The 22,153-nt window shown below is 64.4% G+C and carries 23 protein-coding genes; 21 read left to right on the top strand and 2 right to left on the bottom strand.

Going from position 1 to position 22,153, the window contains the following annotated elements:
• Nucleotides 1-6 precede the first annotated feature (6 nt).
• The 4 genes from FVP60_RS05820 (at nt 7) to FVP60_RS05805 (ending at nt 3,392) form a co-directional block, all read left to right on the top strand.
• A complete protein-coding gene (locus tag FVP60_RS05820) occupies nt 7-258 on the top strand; it encodes a hypothetical protein (protein ID WP_147825272.1) in 252 nt (83 codons plus the stop codon).
• A complete protein-coding gene (locus tag FVP60_RS05815) occupies nt 258-587 on the top strand; it encodes a hypothetical protein (RefSeq protein WP_147825271.1) in 330 nt (109 codons plus the stop codon). Before FVP60_RS05820 ends, FVP60_RS05815 begins: the two co-directional genes overlap by 1 nt.
• Before the next feature lie 444 nt (nt 588-1,031).
• Nucleotides 1,032-2,213: a phage major capsid protein gene (locus FVP60_RS05810; protein WP_147825270.1), complete on the top strand. Its 1,182-nt coding sequence runs from the start codon at nt 1,032-1,034 to the stop codon at nt 2,211-2,213.
• Nucleotides 2,214-3,110: 897 nt separating this feature from the next.
• Nucleotides 3,111-3,392: a hypothetical protein gene (locus FVP60_RS05805; RefSeq protein WP_147825269.1), complete on the top strand. Its 282-nt coding sequence runs from the start codon at nt 3,111-3,113 to the stop codon at nt 3,390-3,392.
• Between the two features lie 43 nt (nt 3,393-3,435).
• Here the strand turns inward: FVP60_RS05805 and FVP60_RS05800 are convergent, their stop codons facing one another.
• Both FVP60_RS05800 and FVP60_RS05795 read right to left on the bottom strand, forming a co-directional pair.
• Entirely contained in the window at nt 3,436-3,810 is a 375-nt protein-coding gene (locus FVP60_RS05800) for a nuclear transport factor 2 family protein (protein ID WP_147825268.1), read from the bottom strand.
• Nucleotides 3,811-3,959: 149 nt separating this feature from the next.
• Nucleotides 3,960-4,457, bottom strand: a complete 498-nt coding sequence (locus FVP60_RS05795; RefSeq protein ID WP_147825267.1) for a winged helix-turn-helix transcriptional regulator — start codon at nt 4,455-4,457, stop codon at nt 3,960-3,962.
• A 62-nt stretch (nt 4,458-4,519) separates the two neighbouring features.
• Between FVP60_RS05795 and FVP60_RS05790 the strand changes: the two genes are divergently transcribed.
• The 17 genes from FVP60_RS05790 to FVP60_RS05715 all read left to right on the top strand — a co-directional run bounded on the left by FVP60_RS05790 (nt 4,520) and on the right by FVP60_RS05715 (nt 22,133).
• Nucleotides 4,520-5,845 carry an MFS transporter gene (locus FVP60_RS05790; RefSeq protein WP_147825266.1) on the top strand — a complete coding sequence of 442 codons (1,326 nt, stop codon included), beginning with the start codon at nt 4,520-4,522 and terminating at the stop codon, nt 5,843-5,845.
• A gap of 78 nt (nt 5,846-5,923) precedes the next feature.
• Nucleotides 5,924-6,268, top strand: coding sequence for a hypothetical protein (locus tag FVP60_RS13335; RefSeq protein WP_425463444.1), 345 nt, complete (start codon nt 5,924-5,926; stop codon nt 6,266-6,268).
• 112 nt (nt 6,269-6,380) lie between these two features.
• Complete coding sequence (locus FVP60_RS13330) at nt 6,381-6,584, top strand: dihydrofolate reductase family protein (RefSeq protein ID WP_425463443.1); 204 nt, start codon at nt 6,381-6,383, stop codon at nt 6,582-6,584.
• A gap of 116 nt (nt 6,585-6,700) precedes the next feature.
• Entirely contained in the window at nt 6,701-7,366 is a 666-nt protein-coding gene (locus tag FVP60_RS05780) for a GntR family transcriptional regulator (RefSeq protein ID WP_147825265.1), read from the top strand.
• A gap of 70 nt (nt 7,367-7,436) precedes the next feature.
• Entirely contained in the window at nt 7,437-8,597 is a 1,161-nt protein-coding gene (locus FVP60_RS05775) for an NAD(P)/FAD-dependent oxidoreductase (protein WP_147825264.1), read from the top strand.
• Complete coding sequence (locus tag FVP60_RS05770) at nt 8,594-8,839, top strand: (2Fe-2S)-binding protein (protein WP_147825263.1); 246 nt, start codon at nt 8,594-8,596, stop codon at nt 8,837-8,839. Before FVP60_RS05775 ends, FVP60_RS05770 begins: the two co-directional genes overlap by 4 nt.
• A complete protein-coding gene (locus FVP60_RS05765) occupies nt 8,836-10,212 on the top strand; it encodes an FAD-dependent oxidoreductase (RefSeq protein WP_147825262.1) in 1,377 nt (458 codons plus the stop codon). Before FVP60_RS05770 ends, FVP60_RS05765 begins: the two co-directional genes overlap by 4 nt.
• Nucleotides 10,205-11,140, top strand: a complete 936-nt coding sequence (locus FVP60_RS05760) for a dihydrodipicolinate synthase family protein (protein WP_147825261.1) — start codon at nt 10,205-10,207, stop codon at nt 11,138-11,140. Before FVP60_RS05765 ends, FVP60_RS05760 begins: the two co-directional genes overlap by 8 nt.
• Nucleotides 11,137-12,138: a proline racemase family protein gene (locus tag FVP60_RS05755; protein ID WP_147825260.1), complete on the top strand. Its 1,002-nt coding sequence runs from the start codon at nt 11,137-11,139 to the stop codon at nt 12,136-12,138. Before FVP60_RS05760 ends, FVP60_RS05755 begins: the two co-directional genes overlap by 4 nt.
• Before the next feature lie 29 nt (nt 12,139-12,167).
• Nucleotides 12,168-13,637: an aldehyde dehydrogenase (NADP(+)) gene (locus FVP60_RS05750; RefSeq protein ID WP_147825259.1), complete on the top strand. Its 1,470-nt coding sequence runs from the start codon at nt 12,168-12,170 to the stop codon at nt 13,635-13,637.
• A 147-nt stretch (nt 13,638-13,784) separates the two neighbouring features.
• Nucleotides 13,785-15,539: an ABC transporter substrate-binding protein gene (locus FVP60_RS05745; RefSeq protein WP_147825258.1), complete on the top strand. Its 1,755-nt coding sequence runs from the start codon at nt 13,785-13,787 to the stop codon at nt 15,537-15,539.
• Between the two features lie 5 nt (nt 15,540-15,544).
• Entirely contained in the window at nt 15,545-16,498 is a 954-nt protein-coding gene (locus FVP60_RS05740) for an ABC transporter permease (RefSeq protein WP_147825257.1), read from the top strand.
• Nucleotides 16,495-17,496 (top strand): ABC transporter permease, encoded by a 1,002-nt coding sequence (locus FVP60_RS05735; RefSeq protein WP_246132466.1) that lies wholly within the window; start codon nt 16,495-16,497, stop codon nt 17,494-17,496. The genes FVP60_RS05740 and FVP60_RS05735 overlap by 4 nt, the downstream gene beginning before the upstream one ends.
• The gene (locus tag FVP60_RS05730; RefSeq protein WP_147825256.1) at nt 17,493-18,389 is read left to right on the top strand and encodes an ABC transporter ATP-binding protein; all 897 of its coding nucleotides are present in this window, start codon (nt 17,493-17,495) and stop codon (nt 18,387-18,389) included. Before FVP60_RS05735 ends, FVP60_RS05730 begins: the two co-directional genes overlap by 4 nt.
• Nucleotides 18,386-19,198, top strand: a complete 813-nt coding sequence (locus tag FVP60_RS05725; protein ID WP_147825255.1) for an ATP-binding cassette domain-containing protein — start codon at nt 18,386-18,388, stop codon at nt 19,196-19,198. Before FVP60_RS05730 ends, FVP60_RS05725 begins: the two co-directional genes overlap by 4 nt.
• On the top strand, nt 19,195-20,898 hold the full coding sequence (locus FVP60_RS05720) for a DUF885 domain-containing protein (protein WP_147825254.1): 1,704 nt from the start codon (nt 19,195-19,197) through the stop codon (nt 20,896-20,898). Before FVP60_RS05725 ends, FVP60_RS05720 begins: the two co-directional genes overlap by 4 nt.
• A complete protein-coding gene (locus tag FVP60_RS05715) occupies nt 20,862-22,133 on the top strand; it encodes a metal-dependent hydrolase family protein (RefSeq protein WP_147825253.1) in 1,272 nt (423 codons plus the stop codon). Before FVP60_RS05720 ends, FVP60_RS05715 begins: the two co-directional genes overlap by 37 nt.
• Nucleotides 22,134-22,153 lie beyond the last annotated feature (20 nt).

Below are 22,153 nucleotides of genomic sequence, written 5' to 3'. Positions count from 1 at the left end.
GAAACGATGAGGGCAATTGATCAGGCTCGCGCGTCACAACTAGTAGCAGCGCAGGTCACTGGCGATACCGAGATGTTCGCGGCGGCGGTGCAGGCAATGTTCGATGACGATTATGGGTTTGGGGAGATGGGCGCAACGATCAACGTGCTGCAGGTGCTGAGCAAAGATCTCGCCGGCATCCTTGTCGATGTTCATGGCGATGACGCGGCTTCGTTCGTACGTGCCGTGCTGGCGCGTCAGCTCGCGGAGGTGGCGTAGTGATCGAGCAGCCGCGGCGCGGTGACGGCGAGGATGCTTGGCGTCGTTACGCTGGAGAGCTCCGTCGAACGCTTGGTGACCTGAAGCAAAGAATTGATGACGTGCGGACAGTCGAAATGCGTGCGCATACTGCTGAGGCGCGGTTAAAGGGTGCTCGTTCTCGCGCTGATCGCTGGAAGGCTAACTTCGAGTCGTTGCTGTTCGCGAAACGACGGGATGGGCGCATACTTGACCGCATCGAGCGGCTGCTGCGGAATGGTGATCTACCCGGGGCTATCGATCTCATGACGGAGCGCAGGCGAGCCATCCAAGAGGCGGGCGAGCAGTGAGCGAGTGGCGCGTGATCGATGATGGCAAGGGTGCGGCGGCCACGCGGCGTCCGCCGCGCCGACTCCGGGACGGGTCAGGGTTCCTCGCCGCTGCAGACGAGATTGCGTGGCTTCGCGGCGAACGTCCGACACCTGAGATAGAGTCATCTCAGCGAGTTGAAGGCGCTGTAGCCAATTCGTCCGGGCCGGGCCAAGAACGTCAGATCGAAGAGCCCCAGACGGACGAATGGTGAGGATCAGCGACTACGGACAAGGCGACGAAGAGCTTAGCGGCCAAGTCGACGAGGATCCGGTCGGATGCGAGCAGCGCAGGGCCAGGGTTGAACCCGCTTCCCGTGTGATCACGGTAGAGGCCACATACACACCTTCCGCCCGGCGATCCACAACTCATCGCGCCAAACGCGGCTTCGGTTGCTGGCGCACCCCCCTGAGAGGAGTCCCATCGTGGACTACAAAAGCATCATGGCGCGCGAGCTGAAGGCCGCGCGTGACATTTCACTAAAGTACGGTGAACGCGACATTGTTGGAGACGACCTCGTCGCAGTCAATAATCACCTGAAGGCGTACAAGGAAGCCAAGGCGGCATCCGAGCGTGGTGACGCTGAAAAGCTGCGCGCGAGTCAGGAACTCATCGACAACCTTGCCGCGATCGGTTTCGATACCGGCCTCAACGTGTCGACGCCGGCAAAGAGCGGGATCGCGCGGAAGCAGTCGGCACGTGGCCAGCGTTGGGCGGAGAAGGCTGTCAGCGGCGTGCAGGGCATGTCCTCACGCCTCGGAGTCGTTGACGGAGTGAAGGCGCTCGTCTCCGGATCTATCTCGGTTCCCGATCTCGTCGGAGAGCCAGTCGAGATCCTCGCAAAGCGCACCACGCTGCTCGATCTTGTTGGACGCGGCAAGCCCCAGGGCGAACGGGTAGGGAACGGGTTCCAATACATCCGACAGACGGCACGCACGAACAACGCGGCCGCTGTCCCCGATGGCGAAGCGAAACCGACGTCGGTCTACACGTTTGGTGAGGTCGATGACAAGTACCGCGTGTACGCGAACAAGACCGAAGATCTCCCGTATCGGTATCTCAACGACTATGAAGCGATCACGGACATCGTGCGCACCCAGCTCGCCGAAGACACCATGCAAGCGATCGAAGCGGACATGCTGTCAGGCGATGGAACTGGTGACGCTTTCACCGGCATCCTGAACACCTCCGGAATCCAGACGCAGGCATGGAGCACGGACCTGCTGCGCACTCTGTCGAACGCGAAGCACAAGTTCGTCGCGCAGGAGCTGCCTTTCACCGGCTGGGTGCTCAACCCGGACGACCTGCAGAGCCTCGAGCTGATGCGCGAAGGCGGCGCCACTGGCCCATTCCTGTTCCCGTCCCGCGCGGCGATCGAGGACTTCCTTGGTGCGTCGGTCGTCACGAGCGTTGGGATGCCGGCAGGAACCGCGGTGGTCGGAGATTGGGACCAGGCAGAGATCATCCCGATCGGCGACGACGAACTCATCGTCGACGCAGGAAAGCGCACGACCGACAACACGTTCCTGTTCATGTTCGAGGGCCGCTACGGCTTCCGCGTAAGCAAGCCGGTCGCGTTCGTGGCGGTCACGCTCACAGAAGCGTAACCACGTCCACAGGCATACCAGGGGGGTGGCTCCATGACACGGGTCATCCCCCTCGCCTATGCCGGACCAACTCAACGGCAACCCCAACCCTGACCCAGGGGCAGGCCTCGCCACGCCAGACAGAACGCATCGACGTAACCTCCACGCCAACATCCCCAACCGCTCCAAGCCCCCGACATCACTCGCAACGCCGAGACATTCACCACCCGCGCTACCGCGCTACCGACACACGACCTCCTCAAAGTCATCCGCATCGCTGCCGGAACACCACAAGCAGGGGTAGGGCGTCCAAATCTCTACGACCTGCCGCAGAGGAGACTTCTCCGGCAGTGATCTATCTCCCCCCGAGGTTTGGGGAGGGGGTCGCGCGCGCGAGGGCATGCGGCACACAAGGGTGTCGAGAGACGCTACCCCATTGGTGGTCGCGGCCCGACGGGTGAGGATCAGTCCATACCGGGTGGGGTGCGCAACTTTGCGTACCCTTCGAATCGCCAGCGGAGCTCTCACCGTGGCAACGAGGTGGCAACAACCCGAGAGATTATCGTGATCTCCAAATGACCTCGAAGATTGAAAAAGCCCGTTTTTCTGCGGAAGGAGGTTACTCCTCGCGGCATCCCGCGGGTGGCATTCGGGTTCAAATCCCACCGTCACCGCCAGAGAAACCCCCTGAGAAATCAGGGGGTTTTCGCTTTGCCCTGAGGCCCGTCCCCCTGCCCGGGGTGTGTGCTGCTGGTCCGGCTAATCGGCCGCATTTTGCAGGCGGAACATCATATTGTCGTCGGTTTTTGTTCCGGAACACGGGTGTGCTGCAAAAAGCGACGACAAAATGGCGCGGCCGGGGGCGGAACCACGGAGCACGAGTTGAGGGGGTGAGTAGCCTCGGGCTAACGTCGGGGGATGACATCGCGAAGACGCAGAATCATCGGCTGGGGTATCGGCATCGCGGCGGTCGTTGTGGGAGCCGTCGTCTTCGTGATCGGGAGGGACCGGCCTGCCGAGTTTTCTTGGTACGCCTACCAGCCGATCGCGAACGACGTTTACTTGCCCGATCCGGCGGGCTTTTACGTGTCACCGGCCTCGGCGATTGGGGCGCTCATCGTCGTGCTGGGACTTATGGCGCTGGCATTTCTTGCCGGGGGTTGGGTGCGGGGGCGGAACCACGCCAAGACCCCGACATGAGCCCCGAGTCGTCTCGCAGCCGCACACTGGACGCGAGACATCGTCAGGAGGTTGGCGGTCGGGTGCCTTCTGGGGCCTGCTGGTCGAGGTCTGTCCACACCTCGGTGAGGCTGGAGATGCGCCCGTCGGTCATGCGGGCAAAACTGGCGCACGCGAACTGCGGCGCACCGTTGCTGCCGACATTTGAGACAAACGAACGGCAGGCGGCGTGCATGTCGGCGGCGACGAGCTCTTCAATGGTGAGGGTGTCAAAGTCGGGGTAGTCGGCATTGAAGGCGATCCACTCGTCTCGGCTGAATGACTCACCGGTGTGCACCAGATGGCACACAAAGTCATCGTGCAGGTATTGCGCCAGATCTTCCCAACGATGTTCGTTGATGGCCGTCATGAGTTCGCGCAGCGCGGTGCCAGCATCCATATGATGAGGCTAGATGGCGGCTCCGACATTGCCCAACCACGCGAAACCACGCGAAACCGCGCGCGCGAAACCACGAGCGACAACCAACCACGCAAAACCACGCGACCACGCAACCCACCCGCGCACGCAACGCGAACCCCCCAGCAAACTCAGCTGATGGTTCCGCTCGGCGCAAACGGCGGGCTCACTTCGCGCCATGGGCGGTCCCACACCAGTTCTTCGGCCGATAATCGAGCGCCGCACGCCGTGCACTGCTCGGCCGACTCGGTTTCGCCACCGCATCCGAGGTGAATCAGCGCCATGTGCGCGCCGCCTTCGGGCAGCGGGGTGTGGCGCTCGCCCCACGCCGCCAAATGTTGCAACGCGGGCAACAACTCCACGGCGGCCTCGGTCGCGCCGTAGCCGCGAAGCGCCCCACCAGATTCGCTCGGCTGTTCAACGCGTTCGAGCAGCCCGGCCTCGATCATGCTCGCGAGCCGCCGGCTCAAAACCGCCTCAGAAATGCCGAGATTCTCTCGCAGCGTGTCGAATCGACGCGGCCCATGCAGCACATCGCGCACGATCAGCAGTACCCACGGGTCGCCCAACACGTCGAGCGAACGCCGAATCGGGCAGAGTTCGCCAGACCAGTCCGATCGAAGAGCCATACCCATTTCCTCCCTGGTGTGCTTTCAAAGCATTCTAAAACTTCGTTAAAGAAAGTGGAACCATGGAACCGCCCCAGCAGACAACGCGCAGGCGGGTGCACCCGGCATGGTGGGTGGCCGCCGTCACCTTTGTCGCGTTGCTCGCCGCCGCAGGCTTTCGCGCCGCACCCGGCGCACTCATGGTTCCGCTGCATGAGGAATTCGGCTGGTCAACCAGCGTCATGTCGCTCGCCGTCAGCATCAACCTGCTGCTCTACGGCCTGACCGCGCCATTCGCCGCCGCGCTCATGGATCGCTTCGGCATTCGCCAGATCGTCGCGACCGCTCTCACCCTCGTCGCGCTCGGCGCGGGCGGCAGCGTGCTGATGACGGCATCGTGGCAACTGCTCGTGTTTTGGGGTGTGCTGATCGGGCTCGGCACCGGCTCGATGGCGCTCGTCTTCGCGGCGACCATCGCCAACCGTTGGTTTGTGCGCCGCAACGGGCTCGTGATGGGCGTGCTCACCGCGGGCGCGGCCACCGGGCAACTTATCTTCTTGCCGCCGGTCGCAGCGCTCGCCGAGTCGGGCGGCTGGCGCCAAGCGTCACTGGTGATTGCGGCGGCAGCCCTCATTGCGGTTCCGATCGTCTGGTTCGTGGTGCGGGACTACCCAGAAGAGCGCGGCGTGCTGCCCTATGGTGCCGACCCCGAAACTTACACCTCGCCCGCGCGCACCGCAGGAGGAGCCGCCCGCCGAGCCATCGAGGGGCTCACGTTCGCTGCCAAACACAAGGCGTTTTGGGCTCTCGCCATCGCTTTCGCCATCTGCGGCGCCACCACCAACGGGCTGATCGGCATCCACTTCATCCCCTCCGCCCACGACCACGGCATGCCGACAACCACCGCCGCAGGCCTCCTCGCCGTCGTCGGCATTTTCGACATCGCCGGAACCATCGCCTCCGGCTGGCTGACCGACAAATTCGACCCGCGCAAACTGCTCGTCGCGTACTACGCGTTCCGTGGCGCGGGGCTGTTGCTACTGCCGTGGCTGCTCGCCGACACCGTGCACCCCAGCATGATCCTGTTCATCGTGATCTACGGCCTCGACTGGGTCGCGACGGTGCCGCCGACGGCCGCGCTGTGCCGCGAAATATTCGGAGACCGCGGAACCATTGTGTTCGGTTGGGTGTTCGCCTCCCATCAGATTGGCGCGGCCCTGGCGGCGCTGGGCGCGGGCGTCATTCGTGACAATTTCGGCACCTACACCTACGCGTGGTGGGGCGGTGCAGCACTGTGTGTGATCGCGGCCGTGCTCTCGATCACGATTCGCCGCGAGCTGGTGTCGCAAAAGGTTCGGCGCCGCGCCGTTGTCACCGAGCCCGACGACGGCGTACCGCCCACCATGTAACGATCCGCGCTACCAACCCCTTTCGTACCCGGCGGCGGGTGACTAGTCTCAACGCACGGCACACAGTCAGGAGTTCTCATGTCACGCGTGCGCGTTCACAACTTCTCCATTTCGCTTGACGGCTTCGGCGTCGGCGACGATCAACGCCTTGACGCACCCTTCGGGCACGCCGGCATGCGCCTCGTGCAGTGGTCTTTCCCCACCCGCACGCAGCAGACCAACATGCATGGTTCCGGCACCGCCGAGGCGGCCGCAGGCTCCGCGGGTATCGACGAGGTGTTCGCAAGCCGGTGGGGTGCAGGCATTGGGCCGAGATCATGGGGCGCCACAAGTTCGCACCAAAATCGGAACCATGGCCGAATGAAGACTGGCGCGGCTGGTGGGGCGAAGACCCGCCATTTCATACCCCGGTCATCGTACTGACCCGCCACCCGCGCGCGCCACTCGTGATGGCAGGCGGCAACACCTTCTACTTCGTCGACGCCAGCCCCGCCGTCGACTCGAACAGGCCCGCACCCTCGCCGGCGGGCTCGACGTGCGCATCGGCGGCGGCGTGCAGACGATCCGCGAGTTTTTACAGGCCGACCTCATCGACGAAATGCACCTTGCCGTGGTTCCGATCATCCTCGGTCGGGGCGAGCGGTTGTGGGACGGCCTTGAGGGAATCGAAGAACGCTTCAACGTCGAGTCGGTCTCATCTCCCAGCGGCGTCACCCACCTGACCTTTTGGCGCCGCTAGGGTCGCTCGAGCTGTGGCACCATGCCAGGTGGCATGACCACGACACAGCGCTTCTGCCCAGCGGCGAGGTATGGGGATAGCATGTGGCACATGACGTGTGAAGCGAGGAGCGAGCGGTGAGTGGTTTCGCGACCGTGATTGCGCCGGCGGAGAGCCTGCGCGAACAGGTAGAAAGTCAACTCTCGGCGCGCATTGTGTCGGGCGAGATTCCTCCCGGGCAGGTGCTGACGGTTCCGACTCTGGCAACCGAATTTGGTGTCAGCGCGACGCCGGTGCGTGAGGCCATGCTCAACCTCGCCAGGCGGGGGTTTCTGAGCCCGCTGCGCAACCGCGGCTTTGTTGTCACCGATGTGACCGAAGATGAACTTCGCGAACTTGTTGCGGTACGTACCCTGCTGGAGGCGCCGCCCATGCGCGACGTGGCAGGCGCGCTCACCGATGACGTCGTGGTCGCGCTTCGCGAACTCGCCGGCAATATCGTGCAGGCCGCCGTCGAGAAGCGTTTTGCCGAGTACCTCGCCGCCGACACCGCGTTTCACCTGCGCGTTCTTGAGGTGACCGGCAACCGCAAGCTGCTCGAAGTCGTTGCCGAACTGCGACAGCAGACCCGCCTGGTCGGGCTCGCACATCTGGTTGAGGCTGAGACGCTGGTGCAGACCTCCATGGAACACGCAGAGCTGGTTGATCTGCTCGTTGCGGGCGACGGCGTGGCCGCCGAGGCCCTCATGCGCCGCCATATTCGTCACATCGGCGGCGTGTGGAGCGGTCGCGACGAAGACTAGCCACGAGTGGCTGGCTTTTCCGCACGGCATTGGGTAATATGTCACATGTCACACGCGGAGAAGGGTGGACATGCGGATAGTCATTATCGGCGCAGGCGCGATCGGCGCGGCATGCGCGCTTGAGCTCGCCGAGGCGGGCGCCGAGGTGATCGTGCTCGACCGCGTTGGCGTGGCTGGCGAAACCTCCAGTCGCTGTGAGGGCAATATCCTCGTGTCTGACAAGGCTCCCGGCCCCGAAGCGCTGCTGGCCATTGAGGCCAACCGCGCCTGGCGAGCTCTCGCCGAGCGCCTCGACGCCGACCGCGTTGCGGGCCAACCCGCCACAGAGTTCGAGGCGAAGGGTGGCATCGTGGTGGCTTTCGCCGGCGGCGCCGAAGCCCTCGAAACCTTCGCCGCAGCCCAGCGTGGCATCGGCATCACCTCCGAGGTGCTTGATGCCGCAGCCCTTCGCGCCGCAGAGCCGCACCTGGCCGATGACATCGCCTGCGGCGTGCACTATCCCGACGACGCGCAGGTGCAGCCGAGCCTGGCCACCCAAGCCATGCTCGCCAGGGCGCGCTATCTCGGCGCCGACTATCGCGTGACCGAGGTGATTGGCGGCATAGTCGACGGCTCCCGCGTTCGTGGCGTGCAAACGACCGACAGCCGCATCGAGGCCGACGCCGTGGTCAATTGTGCGGGCCCGTGGGCGGGCGAAGCCGCCGCCCTGTTTGGCGCCGCGCTCGACATCCGGCCGCGCCGCGGAACCATTCTGGTCACCGCGCCCATGCCGCAGCGCGTGTTTCACAAGGTTTACGACGCCGATTATGTCGGCGCCGTTGGCTCGGGGGATGCGAGCCTGCAAACTTCCACTGTCGTGGAGTCGACTCCCGGCGGAACCGTGCTCATTGGTTCCAGCCGCGAGCGCGTAGGCTTCTCCGAAGCAGGCACCCTGGTTCCGCTCGCCGAAATTGCCGCCAAGGCGACGCGCCTGTTTCCGTTCTTGCGTGACACGATGCTGCTGCGCACCTACTTCGGTTTTCGGCCGTACGCACCCGACCACGTGCCCGCGATCGGTCCAGACGCGCAGATCGCCGGACTCTTTCACGCCGCAGGCCATGAGGGCGCGGGCATTGGCCTCGCGCCGACCACGGCCGCCCTCATTTCGCACGCCATCCTGGGCACCGCGGCGCCGTTGGATCCGGCACCGTTCTTGCCCGCCCGCGCCAGCCTGCAGGGGGTGGCAGCGTGAGTGTTCGCATCGAGTTTGACGGCGAAAGCCTGAGCGGCCGCGACGGCCAGAGCATCGGTGGTGTGCTGTTCGCCAACGGGCATCAGACGTGGCGCACGAGCCAGGGCGAGCAGCGCGGCATCTTCTGCGGCATCGGCATTTGCCAGGACTGCGTGGTCACGGTCAATGGCGTTGAGGGTGTTCGCGCCTGCCAGCGCACCGCCTGCGACGGTGACGTGGTGGAGCGGGAGGTGCGCTCGTGACGCGCATCGTGGTTGTTGGCGCGGGCCCCGCTGGGCTTGCCGCGGCGGTCGCCGCATCGCGGGCGCGCGCCGACGTCGTGTTGGTGGATGAGGGCGAGCGCGTTGGCGGGCAATTCTGGCGGAACCATCCCCAGCTGACCGATCAGCGCTTGCAGCACCAGCGGGGCCGGTTTGCGGAGCTCACCGCGGCGCTTGCCGACGAGCGCACCGCCGTGCGGGTCATGTCTTCAACCAGCGTGTGGCGACTTGAGCCGGGTGCCCCGCTGCGGGTGCACACGTTGACCGGGCCGGCCGATGGCGCCGATCGCCGAGGCGAAACTCTGGAGGCCGACGCCATTGTGCTGGCCACCGGTGCGCACGACCGCGTCCTCCCCGTTCCGGGGTGGACGCTGCCGGGCGTGACCTCCGCCGGTGCGGTGCAGGCGCTCGCCAAGCGCGACGGCGTCGCGCTTGGCAGCCGAACCGTGGTCGCGGGTGCCGGGCCATTCTTACTGCCGGTAGCCCAAAGCGTCACGCTACTGGGTGGTTCCGTCGCCGAGGTCGTCGAAGCGACCGCGCTGCGCCCGCTTCTGGGCGGGTGGGCACGAAAGCCGTGGGAGCTCGTCGCAGCGATGGGTAAGGCGGGGGAGCTGGGCTCGTACGCTGCCACCCTCGTCAAGAACCGCGTGCCATATCGTCTCGGCAGCGCCGTGACACGCATTCATGGTTCCGGCAGCGTCGAAGCGGCCACCGTGCAGCGTATCGACGGCAATTGGCGCCCGATTGCCGGCACCGAGCGCACCGTCGAATGTGATGCGGTGGCGCTCGGTCACGGCTTCACGCCGCGCCTTGAAGCCGCCATTCAACTCGGATGCGACATCACCCCCGACCGCTTCGTGCTGGTTGACGACGACCAGCGCACCACCACGGCGGGTGTATTCGCGGCGGGGGAGATCACCGGAATCGGCGGTGCCGATGCCGCCCTTGCCGAGGGTGAAGTGGCCGGTCTGGCGGCCGCAGGAGTCGCTAGCACCGACCCTCGCATGCGCAAACCGCAGACAACCCGCAACCGAATGCACGCGTTTGCCGCGCGTCTGGCGACCCACGCCATCCGCCCCGGCTGGACAGCATGGCTCGACGACGACACCATCGTGTGCCGTTGCGAGGCAGCCACACGCGCCATGATCGCGGAGTATTCCGCCGTATCTGCTCGCGCCATGCGCCTGGCAACGCGCGCCGGGCTTGGCCCCTGCCAGGGACGCACCTGCGGACGCAGCATCGAAGACCTCACCGGCGCCCCGTCAGGGATTGACCGTCGACCCGTTCTGGCGTCGGTTCGCATTGGCGAACTGGCCGCACTGACACCCACACTGAAAGAGAGCAGCAATGACTGAAAAGACCATGGACCTCGGCGGCGTTGTTGTCGCTACCACCCTCGCGTTCAAAGAAGACGCGTCGGCACCCGCAGGCCTTGCCGTCGACTATGACAAGTTTGGCGAGCACGTCGACTTCTTGATGAGCAACGGCTGCCGCGGCGTCGGCCCCAACGGCTCGCTCGGCGAGTACTCCTCGCTAACGGATGACGAGCGCCGCAAGGTCATCCAGGTGGCTGTCGACGCCGTTGACGGTCGCGGTATCGTCGTCGCCGGCGTGCACGGCGTCGGTAGCCACCAGGCGCGCAAGTGGGCGGAAATCTCAAAGGAGGATGGCGCCGACGGCGTACTGCTGCTGCCGCCGACGCTCTACCGCGCCAATGAGTCAGAAGTCATCGCGCACTTCGCAGAGGTGGCCAAGGTCGGTCTGCCCATCATGGCCTACAACAACCCGTTCGACACCAAGGTTGATCTGACTCCGGCGCTCGTCGCAAAGCTGGCTGAAATTCCCGAGGTGGTCGCCATCAAGGAGTTCTCCGGCGACGTGCGTCGGGTTTACGAAATCAAGGAGCTCTGCGATATCGACGTCATCGCCGGCGCCGATGACGTGCTGTTTGAGCTCATGGTCAACGGTGCCGTTGGGTGGTTTGCCGGCTACCCCAACGCCTTCCCGCGCGAGGCCGTTGAACTCTACAACCTGTGCCGCGACGGTGAGTGGCACCAGGCGAAGGCGCTCTACGAGCAGCTGGTCGCCGTGTTCCGCTGGGACTCGCGCACCGAATTTGTGCAGGCGATCAAGCTCTCGATGGACATTTGCGGCAACTCCTACGGTGGCCCGACCCGCCCGCCGCGCGGCCCGCTGAGTGCTGAGCAGCACGCGCAGGTCACCGCCGACACCGAGCGAGCGCTCGCCGCGCTTGCCGCACGCCGCGAGGCCGTCGGCGCATGAGAGCGCGTCGCGTCATTCAGGCGGTCGACTCGCACACCGAGGGAATGCCAACGCGCGTCGTCACCGGCGGCGTTGGCGTGATTCCCGGTGCGACGATGAACGACCGCCGACTGTACGCGATGGAACACCTTGACGGGCTGCGCGGCTTTCTGATGAACGAGCCGCGCGGCCACGCGTCCATGTCAGGCGCGCTGCTGCAGCCTCCCGTGCGTGATGACGCCGACTGGGGTGTGGTGTTTATCGAGGCCTCCGGCTTCTTGCCCATGTGCGGGCACGGAACCATTGGCGTGGCCACGGTGCTGGTGGAGACCGGCATGGTGGAGGTGACGGAACCAATCACCGAGATTCGCTTGGATGTACCCGCCGGTCTCGTCGTAGCGCGCGTTGCCGTCGAAGACGGTCGAGCCGTCTCGGTCACGATCGAAAACGTGCCGAGCTTTGTCGACCGGCTCGATGCCCGCATCACCGTTGAGGGCATCGGCGAAATCACCTACTCGGTGGCGTTCGGCGGCAACTTCTACGCTCTCGTTGACCTCGACGAGGTGGGGCTGCCATTCGATCGCGCCCGGCAGGCAGACATCCTGGCGGCGGGGCTTTCGATCATGAACGCCATCAACGAGCAGGCGCCGCCCCAGCACCCGCTCATCGCCGGAACCAATCACGTACACCACGTCGAATTCATCGCTCCTGGTTCCGACGCCGTGCGCTCCCGCCACGCCATGGCCATCTACCCCGGCTGGTTTGATCGTTCGCCGTGCGGCACCGGAACCAGTGCCCGCATGGCAGAGCTGCATGCGCGTGGAGAGCTGGCGCTTGATACCCCCTTCGTCAATGAGTCCTTTATTGGCACCGAATTCACCGGGCGACTCATCGCCGAGACCACGGTCGGCGGGGCGCCGGCAGTGATTCCCACCATCACCGGGCGGGCCTGGATCACCGGGCTCGGCCAGTACCTGCTGAGCGACACCGACCCATTCCCTGAGGGCTTCGTCTTTTAACAGCGCGCTCACCCGCGCGCGGAGGAATCATGACTGACACCACTATCGAGACCGTGGCGGCTGCCGCCGCGTTGGCTGCCCGACCCTTCGCCAAGACCAATCCGCGCGATCGGGGGGCCGCGCTCGTCGCCGTCGCCGACGCGATCGATGCGGCGGCCGCTGAGCTCATCGCCATCGCGATGCGCGAGACCGGGCTCACCGAAGCCCGTCTCACGGGGGAGGTGCGGCGCACCTCGTGGCAGTTGCGACTGTTCGCCGATGTGATTGTCTCAGGCGCCTACCTCGACGCGCGTATTGATGACGCCGACCCCGACTATGTCATCGGTCCGCGCCCCGATGTGCGGCGAATGCTTGAGCCTGTCGGGCCAGTTCTCAATTTCGCCGCCTCCAACTTTCCGTTCGCGTTCTCGGTGGCCGGTGGCGACACCGCCGCGGCGCTCGCGGCAGGGTGCCCGGTCATCGTCAAGGCACACTCCGGGCACCTGGAGCTTTCGCGGGCAACGGCCGCCGTGGTGATTCAGGCGCTACGCGACGCCGGCATGCCTGAGGGTGTGTTCCAGCTCATTGAGGGTCAGCAAAACGGTGTTGCCATGCTGCAAGATGAGCGGATCCGGGCGGGCGCCTTCACCGGCTCAACGCACGTTGGTCGCCTTCTCGCCGATATTGCCGCGTCGCGCCCCGTTCCGATTCCCTTCTTCGGCGAGCTGGGCAGCGTCAATCCGGTCTACGCCACGTACGTCGATGACGCCCTGCTTGCGGGCTTCATTGGCTCGGTCTCGGGTTCTGCCGGTCAGCTGTGCACGAAGCCGGGCTTTCTCTTCGTGCCGGCCGGGTCAGATCTGACCGCGGCCACGGCCGCCGCCGAACTTGCCGAGCACCGTCTGCTCAATCCGGGCATTGGGCGTGCCTTTGCCGAGCGCCGCGCCGCCGTGCTCGGCGCCGGCGGTGTTGACGTTCTGGTCGAGGGTCGGGTGCGCGTCGACGATGACGGTCAGAGCTTTGCCACACCAACGCTCGTGGCCACGGATGTTGACGCGCTCCTGGCGCACCGCGACGAACTGCTTCACGAGTCGTTCGGGCCGCTATCTATCGTGGTGCGCTATTCCGACGCCGCAGAGCTTCCCGAACTGCACGCGGCGCTCTTTCCCGGCAACCTCACCTCCACGGTGCACGCGCGCGATACCGAGCTCGCGTCGGGTGCCCTCACCGACCTTATTGACGTGCTTGCGCAAACCAGCGGCCGGGTGCTGTTTGGCGGGTGGCCGACGGGAGTTTCGGTGACGCCCGCGATGCAACACGGCGGCCCGTACCCGGCAACGACGAGTGACGGAACCAGTGTCGGCACCGCGGCGATCACGCGGTTCTTGCGCGGAGTTTCGTATCAGGATGCGCCGCAGGCCGTGCTGCCTGAGCCGTTGCAAGACGCGAACCCGTGGGGCGTTCCGCAGACGCGCAGCGCCGCGGGTGGCTCGCGCACGTGGGGCTCGTCTTCGCACTAACCAACCCGGAGTGGTGGTTGACGAGCACCGCTGTCACTTCTAGACTGCTGTGTGACATATCACATGCCGCATTGTACCAACCGAGCGTTGTCAGCCATCTGAGCGTTCGGCTTTGAAAGACCTCAACGACGAGGAAAGGGACCTGCTGTGAACCGAACAAGAAAGACCCTGCTGGCGGCGAGTGCTGCCGCCCTCCTGGTGCTCACCGGATGTGGCGCCGGCGACACCGGAAACACCACCGGCGGCGGCAACGCCACGGCCGGTGCGGGCGCCATGGTTGACGACCTCGGCTTTGCCGTCTACACCGGCGACCCCGTCAAGGGCGGCACCGTCATCGTGCTGAGCCCCACGGATTTCTCCCACCTCGACCCAGCCATGGGCAATGACGGTGGCGTGAACAACTTCTACCAACTCATCTACCGCCAGCTCACCACTTACAAGTTCGAGCCCGGCATGGCCTCGCCCGAGGTTGTCGGCGACCTGGCAACCGATGCGGGAACGCCCAATGAAGACTTCACCGAGTGGACCTTCACGCTGAAAGACGGCATCAAGTACCAAGACGGAACCGAGATTGTCGCCGCTGATATCAAGTACGCCCTGGAGCGTTCGATGGATCAAGCGCTGCGCGTTGGTAGCGACTTTCACATTCAGTACATCAAGGGCGCCAAAGACTACGAGGGCATTTACAAAGACCCTGCCGGTCTGGAATCCATCACCGTGAACGGTGACAAGGAGATCACCTTCACCCTCGAGCAGCCCCTGGCGAGCTTCTCCGAAGTTGCCGCCATGCAGATGTTCACGCCGTTCCCCAAAGACCAAATCGCCACGACGACGCAGTTGGACGAGATGCCCATCGCATCGGGTCCCTACCAGGTCGACTCGTACACGCGTGGTTCCAAGCTGGAGCTGGTGCGCAACGAAGAGTGGGATCCGGCAACCGACGAGGTGCGCATGGCGTACCCTGACGGCTTCGAGTTTCAGCTCGGACTCGACCAGAACACCATCGACCAGCGCCTGCTTGCCGGCCAGGGTGATGACAAGAACGCCATCTCGTCGTCGTCGCTGCTCGCAGCGAACGTCGCCAAGTTGCAGGCCGCCGACATCAAGGCTCGCACCGTGCGTGACATCCCCAACTGCACGACGTACATGACGATGAACACCACAGAGGCGCCGTTCGACAAGCTCGAGGTGCGTCAGGCCGTGAACTATGCGGTCGACAAGCAGAGCGTCATCACCGCGACCGGCGGTCCGGCCATGGCGAGTGTTGCCACCGACATGCTGCTGCCGTCGATTCCTGGTTGGGAAGACTTCGACACCTACCCCAGCACCGACCACAAGGGCGATGTTGCCAAGGCGAAGGAGCTTCTTGCCGAGGCCGGTTACGCCGACGGCTTCGAGGTGACGATGGATGTGCGCGCACTGCCGAAGTGGCAGGCGCAGGCAGAGTCCGTGCAGGCATCGCTTGCCAAGGTGGGCATTGACGTCAAGCTCAACATCATTGACGCCTCGACCTACTACGAGGTCATCTACACCCCCACCCAGGCCAACCCCATCGCCATCACCGGATGGTGCGGTTCGTGGCTGAACGGTGACGGCTTCTTGTCGCCGCTGTTCTCGGGCAACCGCATCTACGAAACGGGTAACTACAACAACTCGCAGCTCAACGACCCGAGCATCACCGAGCGCCTCGATGCAGCAAGCGTGATGACCGATCCCGAAGCGCAGCAGGCGGAGTACGTTGCCATCGACAAGGCCATCATGGACCTCGCGCCCGTTGTGCCGCTGGTGCGTGACACGCCCCTGCAGATGACGGGCTCCAACGTTGGCGGCGCGTTCTCCAACCCGGCCCAGACTGGCTACATCTACTACGCCAACCTTGGTCTCAAAGAGGTCGGCGAGTAAACATCGTGGCTGCTCTGAACCTCCCAACACGGCTTGAGGGTCAGGGGCCTGCGGAACCGCGGCGAGCACCAAAGGTGTTCGCCCGGTTCCGCCGGGCCGTGGCATCGACGCCGGCAACCATCGCCAGCGCCACCTTTCTGGTGCTGTTGATTCTCGCCGCGATCTTTGCCCCTCTGATCACCGGATGGATCGGCGTTGACCCGTACACGTTCAACGAAGATCTGATCGATCCCATGTTGGGAGGTTTGCCGATCGGCCCCCTCGGTGGCATCAGCGCCGAGCACCCCTTCGGCGTCGAGCCGCTCAACGGTCGCGACCTCTTTGCACGCGTGCTCTTCGGTGCGCGAACATCCCTTCTCATCGCGGCTATCGCGACGATCCTCACCGCGACGATTGGTGTGCTACTGGGCGTGCTGGCCGGGTACTTCGGCCGCACGACCGACATGGTGATCTCCCGCATCACCGACTTCATCATGGCGTTTCCGGCGCTCATCTTCATGATCGCGATTCTCTCGGCCGTGCCCGAGGTCAACCGCATGGTCATGCTGATCATCGTGCTCAGCGTTTTCGGCTGGCCGGCCATCTCCCGCGTCGTTCGCGGGCAGGTCATGTCGGTCAAGAACCGCGAGTTTGTTGAAGCCGCCCGCGCCTCTGGCGCCTCACGTGGTTCCATCATCTTTCGCGAGGTGCTGCCCAACGTCTCAGGAACCATCATCGTGATGGTGACGCTGATGATTCCGAGTTTTATTGCGACAGAAGCCGGGCTGAGCTTTCTCGGTGTCGGCGTTCGGCCCCCCGAGCCCTCGTGGGGTCAGATGATCTTCTCCGCGGTTCCGTGGTTCTCCACCTCACCCATGTTCTTCATCATCCCCGGCACTTTCCTGACCCTCACGGTGCTGTCCTGCATGATCATCGGCGATGAACTCGAGCGACAGCTCGGAAAGACGGTGGCATCGTGAACCTGTGGTATCTCCTGCGCCGCATCGGCTTTGCGGTGCTCACCCTCGCCGTCGTCTGCTTCTTCACCTTTGCGATCTTCTTCTGGCTGTCGCCGGACCCTGCGACTCTGATTTGCGGCCAGACGTGCACGCCCGACCGCATTGCCGCGATTCGTGAGCAACTGGGCGTTGACCGCCCGTTTATCGAACAGTTCGTCACGTTTGTCTCCGGGCTCTTCGTCGGTCGCACCATGCAGAGTGGCACGAGCGTTATCGAGTGCGCCGCACCCTGCCTCGGGTACAGCTTTCAGACCGGCCAAGAGGTCAAGGTCATGATGCTTGACCGCTTCCCCACGTCGCTGACGCTGGCGATCGGCGCCTGTGTTCTGTGGCTGTTCTTCGGCGTTATCAGCGGCATCATTGCGGCGCTGCGCCAAGGCACCGCGATTGACTCCACCATTCGCATCGGGTCGCTGCTGGGCATCGCGCTGCCGAACTACTTCGTGGCGCTGCTTCTGCAGTTCATACTCGTAGTGCAGTTGAAGATTCTGCCGTTTCCGCAGAACGTCGGCTTCGCCGAAAACCCGGTGCTGTGGTTCCAATCGTTTCTCATGCCATGGATCGTGCTGGCGCTGATGTATGCCGCGATCTACACGCGCGTGACGCGGTCGAATGTGATCGACACCCTGAGCGAAAACTACGTGCGTACCGCGCGGGCGAAGGGTCTCCGTGAGCGCGTTGTGGTTGGCAAGCATGCGCTGCGTCCGGCGCTGACGCCGCTGGTCACCCTGGTCGGTATGGACTTTGCCGCCCTTCTCGGCGGCGCGCTCATCACCGAAACGGTGTTCGGTCTCAATGGCGTCGGCAAGATGGCGCGCGACGCCATCGCCACCAACGACCAGCCGGTCATCATGGGCTTCACCCTCGTCGCCGCGACGCTCGTCGTGGTCGCCAACCTCGTGGTCGACATTATTTACTCGCTGCTTGACCCGCGGGTACGAACGGGAGCGAACGCATGACCGAGAAGGTTGACACCACCGCGCCGCTGCTGAGCGTCACCGACCTGAGCATCAGCGTGCCGCAGAGCCGCAAACAGAGCGTTGAGGTCACGCACGGCGTGAGCTTTGACATTGAAAAGGGTGGAACCGTCGGCTTGGTTGGTGAGTCCGGGTCGGGCAAGTCGCTGACCTCGCTCGCCATCATGGGGCTGCTGCCGAAGGGGGCCACCACAACGGGGTCGGTCAGCTTTCGCGGCGGCGAACTGCTGGGTGCTCCCAACGCCGTGATGCGCAAGATTCGCGGGGCGGAGATCGCGATGATCTTTCAAGACCCGCTGTCGAGCCTGAACCCGTACTACACCGTCGGCAATCAGATCAGCGAGGCGTACCGCGCGCACAACAAGGCGAGCCGTGCCGAGGCCTACGAGCTGACCATTGGGGCGATGGAGCGGGTGGGTATTCCACGCGTGAAAGAGACCATCAACCAGTACCCCCACCAATTTTCCGGCGGCATGCGTCAGCGCATCATGATTGCGATGGCGCTCGTTTGTCGGCCATCGCTGGTGATCGCCGACGAGCCGACGACGGCGCTCGATGTGACGGTGCAAGCGCGCGTGCTCGACTTGATTCGCGAACTTCAGGATGAGACGGGCGCCGGGCTGCTGTTCATTACGCATGACCTGGCAGTGGTGAGCACGATGGCACGTGACGTCGTGGTGCTGCAAAACGGCAAGATTCAAGAGCAAGGCCCCACCCGCGACGTGTTCACCCGGCCGCAATCGGACTACACCCGCATGCTGCTCAAGGCCACGCCGCGCTTGGCAGACAGCCGGCTCTCGCCGACCACGACCACCAGTATTCCGGTTCCTGGTTCGCAAAGTAAGGATCCGTGGGAGGGGGCGAAGTTCTCATGACCGATGCATCAACACCCATTCTGCAGACACAGAATCTGCGCAAGGAGTTCACCGTTGGGCGTGGGCTGCACAAATCGCAATTTGTGGCGGTTGACGATGTTTCTGTGTCCGTCACTCGTGGTTCCACCCTCGCCGTTGTCGGCGAATCCGGATCGGGCAAGTCAACGCTTGCTCGCATGTGCGGCATGCTGCTGGAGCCCACCTCGGGTTCGGTGCAGCTCGCCGGTGAGTCGTTTACGGCGGCATCGTCGCCGGCCAGCATGCGCCAGTTTCGCAAAAACGTGCAGTTCGTTTTTCAAGACCCGTACTCGAGCCTGAACCCGCGGCACTCGGTTGAAGAGATCATCACGGCACCGCTGCGGTATCAGTCGCTTAATCCTGGTCGCGAGTTGCGCGGGTTTGCGCAAGACCTCATGGAGCGCGTGGGGCTGAACCCCAACCACGTTGACCGGTTGCCGTCACAGTTCTCCGGCGGTCAGGCGCAGCGCATTGGTATTGCCCGCGCCATCGCATGCCGGCCAGAACTCATCATTTGCGATGAGGCCGTCTCGGCCCTCGACGTTTCGGTGCAGGCTCAGGTGCTGCGATTGCTGGTTGATCTGCAACTGGACTATGGGCTCAGCTACATCTTCATCACTCACGACCTCTCGGTGGTGCGACTGGTCGCGACCGATATCGCCGTGATGCGCCGCGGCCGCATCGAAGAGCTCGGAACCGCGGAGCAGGTTCTCGATGACCCGCAGGCGGAGTACACCAGAGATCTCATTGCCGCAGCGCCGGAATTTCCGGCAGATTGGAATATGTCATGACATCGTCGGCCACTCAGGTAGAGGCGAAGACGACACCGGCAGACGAGCGCGTGCGTGCGCTTGCCGAAGCCGAGTGGGTGTGGCGCAAGAACGAGTTTGGCAATGCGATCAGTTGGATCGACGATGACGTCGCCGACCGGCTGCCCGCCGTCTCACCCGCCGCACAGCAGGCGCGCGCCGAACACTGGCACGCCCTGCGAGACGAGCTTGACGCGATTGCGCGAGACGAACTCTCGAGTGTTGGCCGGGCCGATCTCGACGTATTGGCGTACCAAACGCGCATCGGCTTAGATCAGATCAAACACCGGCAGTACGAGGCGCCGGCCAACTCTGATAGCTCGCCATGGAACGAGCTGATCGACGGCGCGCGGCGGGACTACCGCACGCTGGCGGAAGCCGACGCATACCTGGCGATGCTGGCCGATATTCCGCGGTACCTGGGCGAGATCATCAGCAATATGCGTGCGGGCCTCGCGCGTGGGTTTGGGCCGACGCGGATCACCATGATTGGCCGAGACGCGACGGCCCGCTCCGTCGCGAACGACGATGAGGGCAACGCGTTTCGCGGCATTTTCGCGACACTGCCAGAGCGATTGGGGGCGCAGGCGGTGGCCGAGCGGCGCGAGGCCGCGCAACGGATCGTCGACGAAGCGATCATCCCCGCGTATGCGGAATTGGCCGACTTTCTGACAGACGAATATCTGCCCGGCCTGCCGGAAGAGGTCTCCAGCGTCGCGCGGTATGGCGCGGAGTACTACGCCGATCAGCTTTACGAATTCACCACGACGACGCTCAGCGCCGAAGAGATTCATCAACGCGGGTTGGCGGCGGTCGCGGCCATCCTGGCCGAGATGCGCGAGATCTCGAATCGACTCGGGTACGGCGACGACCTCGCCGCGCTGTTCGCCTTCATGCGAACCGACCCGCAGTTCTACGCCAGCACACCACAGGAGCTGCTCAACGAAGCAGCCTGGCAGGCGAAGATGTTCGACGGCGTTGTCGATAAGTACTTTGGCGTGGTTCCGCGCTCCCGATTTCGCATTGAAGAGCCGCCCGCAGACCTCGCACCGTTCTACACCTTCGGCCGCGGGGGTCTCGGTCTTTACGTGCTCAACACCTATCCGCTCAACCAGCGGCCGCTGTACTCGCTGATGGCATTGACCCTGCATGAGGCGGCGCCCGGCCACGCTTTTCAGGTCGCGCACGCGGTAGAAAACGAGGGGCTGGCGGACTTTCGCAAGAAGTCGTACATCTCGGCGTTTGGCGAAGGGTGGGCACTGTACACCGAACGCCTTGGCGTAGAAATGGGTATGTACCGCACCGACTTTGAGTTGCTGGGCATGCTGTCATTTCAGATGTGGCGGGCGGTGCGCATGGTGATTGACCCGGGGCTTCACGCCCTGGGGTGGACGCGCGAGCAAGCCATCGCCTACCTGCGAGAGCACACCGCCATCGGTGAGCACGAGGTCGTGACCGAGGTTGATCGCTACATTGCCTGGCCTGGGCAGGCGCCCTCCTACGCGCTCGGACAAGCCGCTATCGAACAGTTGCGCCGTGCGGCAGAAGACGCACTCCAGGAGCGCTTCACCCCGGCCGCCTTTCACGATGCGGTGCTCGATCTCGGCAGTGTTCCGCTTGAGGTGCTGGAGCGCGAGATTCGCATGTGGATCACCGAGCAGGCAACGGCGGCGGCGCGATGAGCGAGCGGATCGTTGTTATTGAAGACGCCCTCGTTGTCGATGCGGAACGCCCCGCGGGGGAGCGGTTGACGGTTGAGATTCGTGGTGACCGAATTCACGATGTGCGCCAGCCCGGCGGCACGGTGCCGGAGGGCGCCGTCGTCATCGACGGGCGGGGTCATACCCTCATGCCGGGGCTGATTGACGCACACTTTCACGCCTACGCGTCGGAGTTTGATGTGTTTGGCATCGATTCGAGCCCCACCAGCTTTGTCGCGTTGCAGGCCAGCCGAAAGCTCGGCGATGCGTTGCGGCGCGGCTTCACCACGGTGCGTGACGTGGCCGGCGGCGACCGCGGGCTGCGCCGCGCCATCGAGCGCGGCGTGTTTGACGCACCCGACTACTTTTACACCGGGCCCGCGCTCAGCCAGACGGGTGGGCACGGCGACAACCATCACCCCGGGGTCGATTCGTGCGCGGAGCACCACCACATGGGCGTCGTCGTCGATGGGCCGATCGAGGTGCGCCGCACGATTCGCGCGTTCTTACGCGATGGCGCGCACGCCATCAAGGTGATGGCCTCTGGCGGGGTGGCCTCCCACTCCGACCCGCTGCACGTCTCGCAGTTTTCGCTCGAAGAACTCACCGCCGCCGTCGATGAGGCGACGCGCTTCGGAACCTATGTGACCGCCCACGCCTACACATCAGACGCCGTGCAGCGCGCGGTTGCCGCCGGTATAGCTGGCATCGAGCACGGCAACCTCATTGACGAAGAGACGATCGCCATGATGGCAGCCGCCGGCACCACCCTGGTTCCGACTCTCATCGCCTACGAGGCGATGGCGAGGCGCGGCGCGGCTGTTGGCATGTCGGAAGAGAATCGACGCAAGAACGCGGTGGTGCTGGAGAAGGGTCGTGAGGCCACACGCCTCGCCGCCGACAGCGGAGTGCGGGTGGGCTTTGGAACCGACCTCATGGGCGACCTCGACGACGAACAGCTCGCCGGCTTTCGCATTCACGTTGAGGTGCTCGGAACCGCGCGTGCGATCGTGTCTGCAACCGCGGTGAACGCCGACATCATGGGTCTCACCGACCGCGGCCGCATTGCTGTGGGACTGCGGGCAGACCTGGTGCTCTACCCGGGAAACGTGCTGCAAGACCCCGAAGTGATGTGGACAGAAGACGCCGAACGGCTGGTGCTTCTCGCCGGACGCGATGTGCTGAGCACGGCACCCGCTTACGCCCGCGCCGGGTGAAGCTCCTGGTGTCGAGTGGG

Origin of the sequence: Microbacterium mitrae (assembly GCF_008017445.1) — a bacterium.
GTDB lineage: Bacteria > Actinomycetota > Actinomycetes > Actinomycetales > Microbacteriaceae > Microbacterium > Microbacterium mitrae.
Note: the sequence above shows the minus strand (reverse complement) of the source record. Positions and strands in the feature narration are given on the sequence as shown.

Bases quoted from the DNA above. Each gene is read 5' to 3' on its own strand.
- FVP60_RS05820 (WP_147825272.1), top strand. From the start codon at position 7: ATGAGGGCAATTGATCAGGCTCGCGCGTCACAACTAGTAGCAGCGCAG.
- FVP60_RS05805 (WP_147825269.1), top strand. From the start codon at position 3,111: ATGACATCGCGAAGACGCAGAATCATCGGCTGGGGTATCGGCATCGCG.
- FVP60_RS05800 (WP_147825268.1), bottom strand. From the start codon at position 3,810: ATGGATGCTGGCACCGCGCTGCGCGAACTCATGACGGCCATCAACGAA.
- FVP60_RS05795 (WP_147825267.1), bottom strand. From the start codon at position 4,457: ATGGCTCTTCGATCGGACTGGTCTGGCGAACTCTGCCCGATTCGGCGT.
- FVP60_RS05790 (WP_147825266.1), top strand. From the start codon at position 4,520: ATGGAACCGCCCCAGCAGACAACGCGCAGGCGGGTGCACCCGGCATGG.
- FVP60_RS13335 (WP_425463444.1), top strand. From the start codon at position 5,924: ATGTCACGCGTGCGCGTTCACAACTTCTCCATTTCGCTTGACGGCTTC.
- FVP60_RS05775 (WP_147825264.1), top strand. From the start codon at position 7,437: ATGCGGATAGTCATTATCGGCGCAGGCGCGATCGGCGCGGCATGCGCG.
- FVP60_RS05760 (WP_147825261.1), top strand. From the start codon at position 10,205: ATGACTGAAAAGACCATGGACCTCGGCGGCGTTGTTGTCGCTACCACC.
- FVP60_RS05755 (WP_147825260.1), top strand. From the start codon at position 11,137: ATGAGAGCGCGTCGCGTCATTCAGGCGGTCGACTCGCACACCGAGGGA.
- FVP60_RS05750 (WP_147825259.1), top strand. From the start codon at position 12,168: ATGACTGACACCACTATCGAGACCGTGGCGGCTGCCGCCGCGTTGGCT.
- FVP60_RS05730 (WP_147825256.1), top strand. From the start codon at position 17,493: ATGACCGAGAAGGTTGACACCACCGCGCCGCTGCTGAGCGTCACCGAC.
- FVP60_RS05725 (WP_147825255.1), top strand. From the start codon at position 18,386: ATGACCGATGCATCAACACCCATTCTGCAGACACAGAATCTGCGCAAG.
- FVP60_RS05720 (WP_147825254.1), top strand. From the start codon at position 19,195: ATGACATCGTCGGCCACTCAGGTAGAGGCGAAGACGACACCGGCAGAC.